This window comes from Candidatus Pelagibacter sp., from assembly GCF_052049975.1.
Classification (GTDB): domain Bacteria; phylum Pseudomonadota; class Alphaproteobacteria; order Pelagibacterales; family Pelagibacteraceae; genus Pelagibacter.
This window is the reverse complement of the sequence record NZ_JBNGYZ010000002.1, coordinates 322203-335382: the sequence shown is the minus strand read 5'-3', so window position 1 is coordinate 335382 and position 13180 is coordinate 322203. Positions and strand designations below refer to the sequence as shown.

The 13180-nt window shown below is 30.0% G+C and carries 12 protein-coding genes; 8 read left to right on the top strand and 4 right to left on the bottom strand.

Translation table 11 applies throughout. From position 1 onward, the window contains the following. Positions 1-5: 5 nt before the first annotated feature. Positions 6-791 carry a sulfite exporter TauE/SafE family protein gene (locus tag ACTT9U_RS05530; protein ID WP_440932171.1) on the top strand — a complete coding sequence of 262 codons (786 nt, stop codon included), beginning with the start codon at positions 6-8 and terminating at the stop codon, positions 789-791. Position 792: 1 nt separating this feature from the next. Next, complete coding sequence (locus ACTT9U_RS05525) at positions 793-1206, top strand: HIT domain-containing protein (RefSeq protein ID WP_440932170.1); 414 nt, start codon at positions 793-795, stop codon at positions 1204-1206. A gap of 106 nt (positions 1207-1312) precedes the next feature. On the opposite strand, the gene ACTT9U_RS05520 is transcribed toward ACTT9U_RS05525, so the two are convergent. Further along, positions 1313-2767 carry a phosphomannomutase/phosphoglucomutase gene (locus tag ACTT9U_RS05520; protein WP_440932169.1) on the bottom strand — a complete coding sequence of 485 codons (1455 nt, stop codon included), beginning with the start codon at positions 2765-2767 and terminating at the stop codon, positions 1313-1315. A 156-nt stretch (positions 2768-2923) separates the two neighbouring features. On the opposite strand from ACTT9U_RS05520, the gene ACTT9U_RS05515 reads away from it, so the two are divergent. The 3 genes from ACTT9U_RS05515 to ACTT9U_RS05505 are packed head-to-tail and all read left to right on the top strand — an operon-like array spanning position 2924 to position 6491. After that, complete coding sequence (locus tag ACTT9U_RS05515) at positions 2924-4858, top strand: ribonucleoside-diphosphate reductase subunit alpha (protein ID WP_440932168.1); 1935 nt, start codon at positions 2924-2926, stop codon at positions 4856-4858. After that, on the top strand, positions 4849-5856 hold the full coding sequence (locus ACTT9U_RS05510; RefSeq protein WP_440932167.1) for a ribonucleotide-diphosphate reductase subunit beta: 1008 nt from the start codon (positions 4849-4851) through the stop codon (positions 5854-5856). Before ACTT9U_RS05515 ends, ACTT9U_RS05510 begins: the two co-directional genes overlap by 10 nt. A 5-nt stretch (positions 5857-5861) precedes the next feature. Continuing rightward, entirely contained in the window at positions 5862-6491 is a 630-nt protein-coding gene (locus ACTT9U_RS05505; RefSeq protein ID WP_440932166.1) for a class I SAM-dependent methyltransferase, read from the top strand. Position 6492: 1 nt separating this feature from the next. On the opposite strand, the gene ACTT9U_RS05500 is transcribed toward ACTT9U_RS05505, so the two are convergent. The 3 genes from ACTT9U_RS05500 to ACTT9U_RS05490 are packed head-to-tail and all read right to left on the bottom strand — an operon-like array spanning position 6493 to position 9233. Continuing rightward, positions 6493-7617 (bottom strand): bifunctional 2-methylcitrate synthase/citrate synthase, encoded by a 1125-nt coding sequence (locus ACTT9U_RS05500; RefSeq protein WP_440932165.1) that lies wholly within the window; start codon positions 7615-7617, stop codon positions 6493-6495. Next, positions 7617-8513 (bottom strand): methylisocitrate lyase, encoded by an 897-nt coding sequence (gene prpB / locus ACTT9U_RS05495; protein ID WP_440932164.1) that lies wholly within the window; start codon positions 8511-8513, stop codon positions 7617-7619. The genes ACTT9U_RS05500 and prpB overlap by 1 nt, the downstream gene beginning before the upstream one ends. 36 nt (positions 8514-8549) lie before the next feature. Then, complete coding sequence (locus ACTT9U_RS05490; RefSeq protein WP_440932163.1) at positions 8550-9233, bottom strand: HAD-IA family hydrolase; 684 nt, start codon at positions 9231-9233, stop codon at positions 8550-8552. Positions 9234-9303: 70 nt separating this feature from the next. On the opposite strand from ACTT9U_RS05490, the gene ACTT9U_RS05485 reads away from it, so the two are divergent. From ACTT9U_RS05485 to ACTT9U_RS05475, 3 genes are read left to right on the top strand one after another with little or no spacing between them, the layout of a single operon-like run. After that, entirely contained in the window at positions 9304-9927 is a 624-nt protein-coding gene (locus ACTT9U_RS05485) for a DapH/DapD/GlmU-related protein (protein ID WP_440932162.1), read from the top strand. Further along, positions 9928-11748, top strand: coding sequence for a glutamine--fructose-6-phosphate transaminase (isomerizing) (glmS, locus tag ACTT9U_RS05480; protein ID WP_440932161.1), 1821 nt, complete (start codon positions 9928-9930; stop codon positions 11746-11748). Between the two features lie 40 nt (positions 11749-11788). Further along, positions 11789-13168, top strand: a complete 1380-nt coding sequence (locus ACTT9U_RS05475; RefSeq protein ID WP_440932160.1) for a class II 3-deoxy-7-phosphoheptulonate synthase — start codon at positions 11789-11791, stop codon at positions 13166-13168. Positions 13169-13180 lie beyond the last annotated feature (12 nt).

The following is a 13180-nucleotide window of genomic DNA, read 5'->3' as shown; positions in this document are numbered from 1 at the left end:
TATTAATGGCTTTGACTGCAGTACCCGTTGGCTTTGTGGCAGGCTTATTTGGAATAGGTGGAGGATTAATCACAGTTCCTTTCCTTTATTATATTTTTAATGAATTAGGTGTTGATCAACAATATGTTATGCACTTAGCTATTGGCACTTCTTTTGCAATTATTATTCCAACATCCCTAGTTTCCATAATGACTCATCACAAATTTAATGCAGTGGATTTTGTTTTAGTTAAAAGTTATGGCCTTTTTGTTGTATTAGGTGTTATAGGTGGAGCCATATTTGCTGCATCTCTCAAAACGAAAGGTTTAGTGTTATTATTTTCGCTAATCATATTTTTTTTAAGTTTTTATTTACTTCTTCTTAAAGAAAAAGAACACAGTGTAATCAAAGAAATTCAGTTAAGTATAAAAATTGTATTTGGTTTTATAATTGGCTTCATTTCAGCAACAATGGGAATAGGAGGTGCAATTATGAATGTACCAGTTCTAAAATTTTTTGGATATCCAATAAACAAAGCAATTGGTAGTGCTGCAGCAATAGGATTCTTGATAGCTTTATTTGGGGCAGGAGGATATTTAATTTCTGGAAGTTATTTAAATACCAAACTACCATTAAGCATTGGATTTCTGAATATACCAGCTTTTTTAATCTTTATTCCAATTACAACTTTAATGGCAAGAATAGGGGCCAAAACTGTTCATAAAATTGATAAAAATAAAATCAGTAAATTTTTTGGCATTTTTTTACTACTGATTGCATCAAAATTTTTATACGAATATTTTAAATTATAAAATGGTGAACAAAGTAAATATAAATTTTATTAAATCTTCACATTATATTTTCGATTTAAAACTTTGTTCAATCAGAATGATTGATAATTCTAATTTTCCTTGGATTATCTTAATTCCAAAACGAAAAGGTGTAACTGATATTACAGATCTTAAAAAAAATGATCGTAATCAACTAATGGAAGAGATTGTTTATTGTAGTAATATTATGAAAAAAGTTTTTAAGACATCTCGATTAAATGTTGAAAAAATTGGTAATATTGTGCCTCAATTACATATCCACATAATTGCTAGAAAAAAAACAGATACAACTTGGCCACTACCTGTTTGGGTTACTAAAACAAAAAATTATAAAAAAAGAGAATTAGACCTTAATATAAACAATATAAAAGAAGCTTTCTTAAAAAAAAAGAGGTGACTTCAGTCTCCCTCCATCACCTCACAAGATATCTTTTAAACGATTCTTTACAGTTTTGTGAACACTTGTTAGTTGAATCTAATAATTATAAACAACAATTATGATTTTAAATTTTCTGATCGTATTCACCTATTTTGCCAGTCTTTTGAAGCAACGCATCAATAAAATCAAATATTTTTTTCTTTCTTTCATCAGAGGTTGGGCTTTCAGTTACCACAACTAACGAGGGTTTATTTGATGATGCTCTTATTAAACCCCAAGATCCATCTGAAAAAGAAAATCTAACTCCATTAACTGTTAATACTTCACTTATGTTCTGGCCATCAATAAGTTTTTTGTCTTCTTTTATTTTTTGAACTTCTTTAACCAATTCTTCAACTACACTATATTTTTCCTCATCTTTGCAGAAAGGGGCCATAGTAGGTGTTTGGTAAGTCTTAGGTAATTCATTTATAATTTCACTCATCTTTTTATCTTGATTGTTTAATAAATGACAAACTTGAATTGCAGAATTGATACCATCATCATATCCATATCCTAATGGTTGATTAAAAAAGAAGTGACCACTTTTTTCAAATCCAGCTAGTGCTTTTTCGTGGTTAACCTTTCTTTTGATATGTGAATGTCCCGTTTTCCAATATAATGTCTCACAATTATTATCTTTTAAAACCTTGTCTGTTGAATAAAGACCAGTTGATTTTACATCAACTACAAATTTAGAATTTTTATGATTAAAAGCTAAATTTCTTGCAATCAGCAATCCTATTTTATCTGAAAAAATTTCATTACCCTTATCATCAATTACTCCAACTCTGTCTCCATCTCCATCAAAACCAAATCCAATATCAGCATTATTATCTTTAACCGCTTTTGCTATAGCATGTAACATTTCTAAATCTTCAGGGTTTGGATTATATTTTGGAAATGTCCAGTCTAATTCACAATCAAGCTCAATTACTTCACAGCCAATTCCTCTTAAAATATCAGGAGCAAAAACTCCAGCCGTACCGTTTCCACATGCAACAACAGCTTTAATTTTTTTTTCTATTTTATTTTTTTCAATTAAATCTTGTTTATAAATTTTATCAAAATCTTTAATTTGTTTCTCATTTCCATTTCCATTTAGAAATTTTTCATTCAGAGTAATTTCTTTCAATTCTTTCATTTCATCTGGTGCATGTGTTAATCCTTTTTGAATTCCCATTTTTACACCTGTCCATCCATTTTCATTATGACTTGCAGTCACCATTGCAACTGCATCTGAATTTAAATTAAATTGAGCAAAGTAGACCATTGGTGATAAAGACAAACCTACATCTTCAACATTACATCCAGTAGATAACAAACCTTTCTTTAAAGCGGTTTTAATTTCTTCGCTATAAGATCTATAATCATGCCCAACAATAATTCTTGGACTTTCTTTTTTTGTGTGTTGTTTAATTTGCGTCCCTAAACCTTTACCTAGATTTACGATTCCTTCTTTATTGATGTCTTTTTCATAAAGCCATCGTGCGTCATATTCTCTGAAACCATAAGGGTCGATTTTTATATTGCGATTCATCTGTTAATTACTTACATTTTTTTCAATAATTTTATTGATCTTTTTTTTCATTGTTCTATATATGTTCTGTTGTATTAAAAGGCATATAGTGTATTACTGATTTGTGCATACAACATATAGTTGTTTTAACCAAAATAATAAAAAAAGTAAGAATTTATGAACAAAATATTGTCTTTAGCAATCAAGAAAGCTGTCTCTGAATATACCCCAGAGATTAAGGAATCATCTGAAACCAAAAGACCTGATCTCTTCTCATTAAACAATCAAACTGAATTATTTCAGAATGATAAGGGAATTATTATTAAAATTGATCGTTCAAGAGATAGTAATTTAACTGATTTTGGTAAAGCAACTTTATTGGATAGATATTTAGGTCACAATGAATCTTTTCAAGATTTATTTGCAAGAGTAGCAAGTACATATGCAGATGATAATCTACATGCTCAAAGAATTTATAACTACATTAGTAATCTTTGGTTTATGCCAGCGACACCTGTTTTATCAAACGGTGGTACGAAAAGAGGTTTACCAATTTCATGTTTTCTAAATGAAGCTTCAGATAGTTTAGGTGGAATTTTAGATTTATGGAGTGAGAACGTTTGGTTAGCTGCTAAGGGTGGTGGTATCGGAAGTTATTGGGGAAACCTCAGATCCATTGGAGAAAAAATTGGAAGAGTAGGAAAGACTTCAGGAATTATCCCTTTTATTAAAGTAATGGACTCATTAACAATGGCTATCAGTCAGGGCTCTCTTAGAAGAGGTTCGGCTGCATGTTATTTACCGATAGATCATCCAGAAATAGAAGAATTTATAGAAATGAGAAGACCAACAGGTGGTGATCCAAATAGAAAAGCTTTAAACTTACATCACGGCGTTCTTGTTTCAGATGCTTTTATGAGAGCTGTTGAAACAGATGACCAATGGGCACTGAAAAGTCCTGCTGATGGAACAATACAACAAACTATATCGGCAAGAAATCTTTGGATTAGATTATTAACTGCAAGAATAGAAACAGGGGAACCTTACATTATTTATATTGATACAGTTAACAGGCAAATTCCACAACATCATAAGTTAGCAAACTTGACAGTTAAAACTTCAAACTTGTGTAGCGAGATTACTTTACCAACTGGAATTGACAAAGATGGAAATGATAGAACTGCTGTATGTTGTTTATCATCATTAAATTTAGAAAAATATGATGAATGGAAAGATGATAAAGATATGATTTCAGATGTGATGAGATTTTTAGATAATGTTTTAAGCGACTTTATTGAAAAAGCACCTGATCAATTTAAAGATGCAAAATACTCTGCTGAAAGAGAGAGAAGTGTTGGATTAGGTGTAATGGGCTTTCATTCATTTTTACAACAAAAAAGAATTCCACTAGAATCTGTAATGGCAAAATCTTGGAATAAAAAAATATTTAAAAATATTAGTGACCAAGTTAATCAAGCTTCAAAAGATTTAGCTGAAGAAAGAGGAGCTTGTCCTGATGCTGCAGAGTATGGTTTTAAAGAAAGATTTTCAAATAAAACAGCAATCGCCCCAACAGCGTCTATTTCCATTATTTGTGGAGGTGCTTCTCCTGGAGTAGAACCAATAGCTGCAAATAGTTATACTCATAAAACTTTATCGGGATCATTTAACGTTAGAAACAGATATCTAGAAGAAATTTTAGAAAGTCATGGAAAAAATGATGAAGAAACTTGGTCAAGTATAACAACCAATCAAGGATCTGTTTCTCATTTAGATTTTTTAACTGATTTAGAAAAAGATGTTTTCAAAACAGCTTTTGAGTTAAACCAAAAATGGATTATCGAATTAAGTGGAGACAGAACTCCTTATATATCTCAGGCACAATCAGTAAATTTATTTTTACCAGCCGATGTACATAAGAAAGAACTTCACAAAATACATTTTGATGCCTGGAAGAAAGGTTTAAAAAGCCTTTATTATTGTAGATCAAAATCAATTCAAAGAGCAGAAAACGTTAACGATACAAAATCAACAGATGTTGTTGCTAACGTTTATAAAAGTAAACCAACAAATAATGAACCGGAATACGAGGAGTGTTTATCATGTCAGTAGCAGAAAATATTAAGAATACAGAAACAACTAAAAATAATAATGGGTTATTGGTGGGAAACCCAGTTTACAAACCTTTTAGATATCCATGGTGCTATGACGCATGGTTAACACAACAAAGAATTCACTGGTTGCCTGAAGAAGTGCCACTGGGTGATGATGTGAGAGATTGGCAGAAAAATTTAAGTGCTTCAGAAAAAAATCTTCTTACACAAATTTTCAGATTTTTTACTCAAGCAGATGTTGAAGTAAGCAATTGTTATATCAGACATTACATGAATGTATTCAAACCAACTGAGGTTTTAATGATGATGTCAGCTTTTGCATCAATGGAAACAGTTCATATTGCTGCTTACTCTCACTTGTTAGATACAATTGGTATGCCAGAATCTGAATATTCAGCTTTCATGAAATATAAAGAAATGAAAGATAAATATGATTACATGCAAGGTTTTGATGTTAAATCAAATCATGACATTGCAAAAACAATAGCTGTGTTTAGTGCTTTTACTGAAGGTCTTCAGTTATTTGCAAGTTTTGCTATTCTTTTAAATTTTCCGAGACATAACAAGATGAAAGGAATGGGTCAGATTGTTACTTGGTCGGTGAGAGATGAAACTCTTCACTGTAATTCAATGATTAGATTGTTTAAAGATTTTATAAAGGAAAATCCTGAAACGTGGACTCCCCAATTAAAAAAAGAGATTTATGAAGCATGCAGAACTATTGTTCATCATGAAGATGCTTTTATTGATTTAGCTTTTCAAATGGGTCCAATGGAAGGATTAACTGCACAGGATGTTAAAAATTACATTAGATTTATTGCAAATAGAAGACTTGATCAGCTTGGATTAGAGGCGATTTATAAAGTTGAGAAAAATCCTTTAGGTTGGTTAGATACTATGTTGAACGCAGTAGAACATATGAATTTCTTCGAAGGTCGTGCAACTGAATATTCTAAAGCGTCTACACAGGGTACTTGGGCTGAAGCATTTAGTTAATTAACTTGAAATACAAGAAGTACTTCAGAAAAACTAGTCTTAAACAAAAAGGCGTTGGAGAATTTTTTTTAGACGAAGTCGCTAAAAAAAAACCAAAAGTTTTTTTAGAAATTGGAGTATTTCATGGCGTTACAGCTAGAAATATATGTGAACTACTAAGTAACATTCACGGAGATGATTTTAAATATATTGGTATTGATTTATTTGAAGAAAGTCTAGAAAACGAAAATGAAATAATTCCAAAAACTCAATTTTCAAATCCTCTTAAGTATTTTTATTTTAAATATATAAAAAGAACTAATCCATACAGCAAAGAAGCTGTAGAAGATTTATTAAAAAAATTTAATGAAAATATTCATTTAATTCAAGGTAACTCGAATAAAATATTAAAAAAAATAGATATGAAAAAAGTTGATTATGTATTTTTAGATGGCGGACATGAATACAACACTGTCACAAACGATTTAAATTATTCAAAAGAAGTTATTGATAATAATGGAAGTATTTTGTGTGATGATTATAATTTATCATATGCACCTGGGGTTAAAAAAGCAATTGATGATTTTGTTAGCAATAACAATCTAAGCTGCAAATCACTTTTTAATCATCGATTTGCTTTGATTGAAAAAAAATAATCTATCTTTGATTAAGTTCTAATACTTTTCTATGTTTACTACCTTTATAGCTTGCAAGTGGTCTAATTAGTTTATTTGCTGCATGTTGTTCCATAATATGAGCAGACCAACCTGTAATTCTTGAAATTACAAAGATAGGTGTAAAGAAGTCTGTATCAAATCCCATTAAATGATATGTAGGTCCAGTAGGGTAATCTACATTAGGATAAATATTTTTCTTTTCAATCATCACTTTTTCTACAATGTCATAGATCTTTTCAAATTTTTTATCTTTTTTAATTTTAGCAACTTTACCGAAATATTCTCTCATCGTTGGAACTCTTGAATCTCCACTTTTATAAACTCTATGACCAAAACCCATTACTACATCTTTATTAGCTAGTGCATTATTAATCCATTTTAATGCATTTTCAGGTTTTTTAATTTTATTCATCATGTGCATTACTTCTTCATTAGCACCACCGTGCAGAGGACCTTTTAAACTTGCGATCGCACCTGTGATTGCACCATGAATATCAGATAAACTTGATGTAATTGTTCTTGCAGTAAAAGTTGAAACATTGAAGCTATGTTCTGCATATAATATTAAAGAAACATCAAATGCTTTTACTATTTCTTTTTGAGGAACTTTCCCAAAACACATGTAGAAAAAGTTTTCTGCAAAAGTTAAATCTTTTTTAGGTTTTATGATTTTTTTACCTTTTCTTATTCTGTAAAAAGCAGCTAAAGCGGTCGGTGTTTTAGCAAAGATTCTTAATGCTTTTCTCATATTTGCTTCAGATGAAGAGTCTGAAGTTTCTTTATCTTCTAAACCCATTACACTTACAGCAGTTCTTGCAACATCCATAGGATGAGATTTTTTTGGCATACGTTTTATGATTTCATATAAATCTTTTGATAAATCTCTATTTCCTCTTTCTTCTTTTTCAAATTTTCTTAGTTGAATAGTATTTGGAAGGTCTTTGTTAAGAATTAAATAAGCTACTTCTTCAAATCTGCAATATTGACATAAATCTTGAGCCGCATAACCTCTATAAGTAAGAGAGTTAATTTCAGGCATAACTTTAGAAACTTCTGTTTCATCAACAACTATACCTAATAGTCCTTTTTTTATATCATCAGTCATTATTCATGTCCTTCCGTACTAAAGTTATAAATTTTTTCGTCTAAACTGTTATATTTTTCGTACTCAACAAGTTCGTATAGTCTTTTCCTAGTTTGCATTTTATCAATAATATTATTTTGATGTCCATTAGCATAAATGTCTCTTAAACCATCTTCCACATTTTTCATTGCTAAACGCTGGGTTGTGACAGGATATATAACAATATTATAACCAAAATTTTCTAACTCTTTGTAATTAAATAATTTTGATTTACCAAATTCGGTCATATTTGCTAATAAATAACAAGAAAGTTCTTTTCTAACTTTTTCAAAATCTTTCTCATCATGTAAAGCTTCAGGAAAAACAATTTCAGCTCCAGCATCAATATATGCTTTACATCTTTCAATCATTTTATCGATACCCTCAACTCCTTTTGCATCTGATCTTGCAATAATCTTAAAATTATCATCTTTTTTAGCATCAACACATTCTTTAATTTTTTTAACCATTGCCTCAGTTGAGATCAGTTCTTTATTATCAAGGTGCCCGCATCTTTTCCTTTCAATTTGATCTTCTAGATGAACAGCTGTTATTCCAAATTCCTCAAAAGTTTCTATTGTCTCTTTACAAGACTTAAAGCCAGTATCAATATCGACAATGGTTGGAAGATTAGTAACTCTTGAAATCAAGTAAGATCTTGTACTTACATCTTGCAATGTTGTTAAACCTATGTCTGGAAAACCAAGATCATTAGCCATCACTCCTCCCGATACATAAACTGCATCATACCCAATTTCCTCAATTAATTTTGCAGTAAGTGGATTATAAGCTCCAGGTACTCGTAAAATTTTATTTGTTTTTAGTTTATCTGAAAAATCTTTTCTTTTTTGACTTGGCTCTTTTTCAACAAAATGCATGAGTGTTTTTTAGACCTAATTTATTATTTATCAATATCAAAGATATCTAGAGACAATTTTTTCAACACCAATAAAGTCTTTTATTAAGTGATTATGATATATTTCTTCAGAGTTTTTTTCCGTGTATCCATTTTCAAGTAAAATTACAGGCATGTCAGCAGCCTTTGCTGCATTAGCATCTGTTTCACTATCACCAATCATTAAAGATTTTTTAATATCTCCATCTAGAATTTCTATTATGTTTGTAAGATGTCTTGGATCAGGCTTACAATAATCAAAAGTATTTGATCCTGCTACATATTCAAAGAAATCATAAATTTTAATTTTTTTTAAAAGATCAATTGCTAAATGTTCCTGCTTATTTGTGCAAACGGCCATTGATATATTTCTATCTTTGCACCATTTTAAAAAAACTAAAACTCCATTAATTAAAGTACTTTGATTGATTATATTTTTTCCGTAAAAATCAATAAATTCTTTAACCATCTGTTTTTTAATTTCATCATCCTGAACTTTTCCAAACTCTTTTTTTGCCTGACCCCAAATAGATCTACCAATTAATGCACCAGCACCTTTGCCAACTAAATTTCTAATATCTTCAGTTGATTTTGTAGGATAGCCAAATTTTTTCATTACATGATTGTGTGCTAACATTAAATCTGGTGCCGTATCGACCAATGTCCCATCTAAATCAAACAAAATTGTAAAATTTTTAGTCATAAAAAGGTTATTTTAAGAAATAATTTGTGAGTTAAGTATAATTAATACCTGAATATAAAGATTTTGAAACATGAAACAATCAAATTTACAAAAAATTCAAGATCAAATTCGTAAAAAATTTTTAAATCAGGGAGTAAAAATGATTGGACCTGAGACAGTTTTTTTTTCAAAAGATACCAAAATTGGAAAAAATGTAACTATTGAACCTTATGTAGTTTTTGGATCTAAAGTAAAAATTGGAAGCAATGTAGTCATTAAATCTTTTTCACATTTAGAAGGTTGCAATATTATGAATAAAGTTGAAATAGGCCCCTATGCAAGAATAAGACCCAAAACAATATTAAAAGAAGGTTCTAAAATAGGAAACTTTGTTGAAGTTAAAAAAAGTGTCGTTGGTAAAAATTCGAAAATAAATCATTTATCTTATGTCGGTGATAGTGATATTGGAAAATTAGTAAATATAGGTGCGGGAACCATCACTTGTAATTATGATGGCGTAAACAAAAATAAAACAAAAATTAAAGATAATGTGTTTATTGGTTCTAACTCTTCTTTAGTAGCACCAGTTACTATAGAAAAAAATAGTACTGTTGGAGCTGGTTCAGTTATTACTAAAAAAGTAAATAAAAATTCTTTAGCACTAACAAGAGCAAATCAGTTGGAAATAAAAAATTATAAAAGAAAGAAAAAATAAATGTGTGGAATTATTGGAATAACTAGTCACAAACCTGTTTCAGCATCAATTATTAATTCTTTAAAAAAATTGGAGTATAGAGGCTACGACTCTGCTGGAATTGCAACTTTATCCAATGGATTTATTAACGAAGTTAAAACTGAGGGTAGAGTTGATAAGTTAGAAAAAAATGTTTCTCTTAAAAACTTAGAGGGTGTTGTAGGGATTGGTCATGTTAGATGGGCAACGCATGGAATTCCAAATACTGTTAATGCTCACCCACATTCATCAGAAAATGTATCTGTAGTTCATAATGGAATTATTGAAAATTCAACATTATTAAAAAAATACTTATTAAACAAAGGTTATAAATTTAAATCTCAAACTGATACAGAAGTAATAGTTCATTTAATTTCAGAAAACCTAAAAGAATTAAATCTTGTTGATGCAATTACTAAAACTTTAAAACAACTTATTGGTAGTTTTGCTCTTGGTATAATATTTAAAGATGAGCCTGATTTGATTGTAGGAGCTAGAAGAGGCTCACCATTAGCTGTTGGATATGGTCCAAATGAAAATTACTTAGGCTCAGATTCTTATGCTTTAAAATCAATGACAAATAAAATTACTTATTTAGATGATGGTGAGTTTTGTATAATTAAAAAAGATCAAACAGAATTTTTTAATGAAAAAGGAATTAAAGTTAATAAAAAAGTTTTAGAACTTTCTTCTAATGAAGAAAATTATGTAAAAGGAGATTACAAACATTTCATGGCTAAAGAAATTGAAGAACAACCAACAACAATTAAAAATTGCATTAATGAATACATCGACAAAACAAATAAAGAGATAAATATTTATAATTTTCCTTGGGATATAAAAGATATATCATCTGTTACTCTTATTGGTTGTGGTACCGCTTACCATTCTTGTTTAATGGCAAAATACTGGTTTGAAGAATTAACATCTCTAGACGTGAATATAGATATTGCATCTGAGTTTAGATATAGAAAAAATAGATTTAAAAAAGATGGATTATATATTTTTGTATCTCAATCAGGTGAAACAGCAGACACTTATGCTGCTTTAGAATTATGTAACAAAAATGATTTAAAAACTTGCTCAGTTGTTAATGTTGTAGAAAGCTCAATAGCTAGAGATTCAAATTTTGTTTTACCAATTCATTGTGGCCTTGAAATTGGTGTTGCTTCAACAAAAGCTTTCTTAGGTCAATTAATGGTTCTTTATTTATTTGCCTTAAAAATTGGATATTTAGATAAAACTTTAAGTTTAAAAATATATAAGGATAAAATTGATAGTATTCAAAAACTTCCAAAATTAATTAATGAAACCTTAAATTTTGATAACAAAATCCAAATTATTTCAAAAACATTCAATGAAGCAAAAGGATCAATGTTTCTTGGAAGAGGTTTTTCTTTTCCAATAGCATTGGAAGGTGCATTAAAGTTAAAAGAATTATCCTATGTTCATGCAGAAGGTTATCCCGCAGGTGAAATGAAACATGGTCCTTTAGCTTTAATTGAAGAGGGAATGCCAGTTGTTGTACTTGCTCCAAGAGATAACTATTATAGAAAAACGATTTCTAATATGCAGGAAGTAATTGCAAGGGGTGCTAAAGTTTTATTGATTACAAACAAAAGTAAAGATGAAGTTATTCCCGAAAATATTTGGGAGACAATTGAAGTAGAAAGTGCTGATGATGATCTACTCCCTTTCTTATTAACAATACCTTTGCAAAAATTGGCTTATTATTCTGCTTTAAATAATGGTTACGACATAGATAAACCAAGAAATTTAGCAAAATCAGTCACAGTTGAATAAATTCTAATCTCTGCTACAACACTCTCTAGTTGTATAAATTATGAGCAATTGGAAAATAAACAGCTGGAGAAACTACCCTGTAAAACACATTCCTGATTATCCTGATCAGGCAGAGTTGGATCAAGTTCTAAATAAGATTAGATCTTTTCCTCCTTTAGTTTTTGCGGGTGAGACTAGACATTTAAAATCACAATTAGCTGACGTAGTTGATGGCAAAGCATTTCTTCTTCAAGGTGGAGATTGCGCAGAGAGCTTTGCGGAATTTAATCCAGATAACATAAGAGATACATTTAAGTTAATTTTACAAATGTCATTAGTGTTAACTTATTCAGCTTCTTTACCGGTTGTTAAAGTTGGAAGAATTGCTGGACAATTTTCCAAACCAAGAAGTTCGCCTGTTGAAGTAAAAGATGGTGTTGAATTACCAAGTTACCTTGGTGATAATATTAATGGTATTGAGTTTAATGAAAAAGCAAGAATACCAGATCCAAAAAGATTATTTAAAGCTTACTCACAAGCTGCAGCAACTTTAAATTTAATTAGAGCATTTTCACACGGCGGATTTGCTGATTTGAAAAAAGTTCACACTTGGAATTTAGGATTTATAAAAAATACTCCTGAAGCAAAAAAATTTAAAGAATTAGAAGATAGCATTGAAAAAGCATTAGCTTTTATGGATGCATGCGGAATTAATTCTGATTTTAATAGAAGATTAAAAACAGTTAACTTTTGGACTTCACATGAAGGTTTGCATTTACCTTATGAAGAGGCAATGACAAGAACAGATTCTACTAGTGGTGAAAACCATGACACTTCTGCACACTTTGTATGGATTGGGGACAGAACAAGACAGTTAGATGGTGGGCACGTTGAATTTTGTAGAGGAATTGAAAACCCTATTGGAATAAAATGTGGTCCAACTCTGGAACCTCAGGATTTAATAAATTTATGTAATAAAATTAATCCACAAAATGAAAAAGGTAAGATTACTTTAATATCCAGATTTGGTCATGATAAAGTTTCTAAGTTTTTACCAAAATTAATTAGAGCAATTAAAAAAGAGGGTTTAAATGTAATTTGGTCTTGTGATCCTTGTCATGGAAATACAATTAAAGCAACATCAGGATACAAAACTAGACCTTTTAATGATGTATTAAAAGAAGTTAAAAATGTTTTTGAATGTCATCAAAGTGAAGGTAGCTATGCTGGCGGTCTACACATTGAGTTAACTGGTCAAAATGTTACTGAATGTACTGGTGGTGCACAAAAAATTTCAGATGAAGATTTGTCATCTAGATATCACACACACTGTGATCCAAGATTAAATGGCAATCAAGCATTAGAATTAGCCTTTTTAATTTCAGATGAGATTAAAAAGAATAGCAGTTATTCTAAAAACGCAGTCCAAGCGGCATCTTAGAATATTGAATTT

Coding starts and splice junctions, on each gene's coding strand:
- ACTT9U_RS05530 (WP_440932171.1), top strand. CDS start 6: ATGGCTTTGACTGCAGTACCCGTTGGCTTTGTGGCAGGCTTATTTGGA.
- ACTT9U_RS05525 (WP_440932170.1), top strand. CDS start 793: ATGGTGAACAAAGTAAATATAAATTTTATTAAATCTTCACATTATATT.
- ACTT9U_RS05520 (WP_440932169.1), bottom strand. CDS start 2,767: ATGAATCGCAATATAAAAATCGACCCTTATGGTTTCAGAGAATATGAC.
- ACTT9U_RS05515 (WP_440932168.1), top strand. CDS start 2,924: ATGAACAAAATATTGTCTTTAGCAATCAAGAAAGCTGTCTCTGAATAT.
- ACTT9U_RS05510 (WP_440932167.1), top strand. CDS start 4,849: ATGTCAGTAGCAGAAAATATTAAGAATACAGAAACAACTAAAAATAAT.
- ACTT9U_RS05500 (WP_440932165.1), bottom strand. CDS start 7,617: ATGACTGATGATATAAAAAAAGGACTATTAGGTATAGTTGTTGATGAA.
- prpB (WP_440932164.1), bottom strand. CDS start 8,513: ATGCATTTTGTTGAAAAAGAGCCAAGTCAAAAAAGAAAAGATTTTTCA.
- ACTT9U_RS05490 (WP_440932163.1), bottom strand. CDS start 9,233: ATGACTAAAAATTTTACAATTTTGTTTGATTTAGATGGGACATTGGTC.
- ACTT9U_RS05485 (WP_440932162.1), top strand. CDS start 9,304: ATGAAACAATCAAATTTACAAAAAATTCAAGATCAAATTCGTAAAAAA.
- glmS (WP_440932161.1), top strand. CDS start 9,928: ATGTGTGGAATTATTGGAATAACTAGTCACAAACCTGTTTCAGCATCA.
- ACTT9U_RS05475 (WP_440932160.1), top strand. CDS start 11,789: ATGAGCAATTGGAAAATAAACAGCTGGAGAAACTACCCTGTAAAACAC.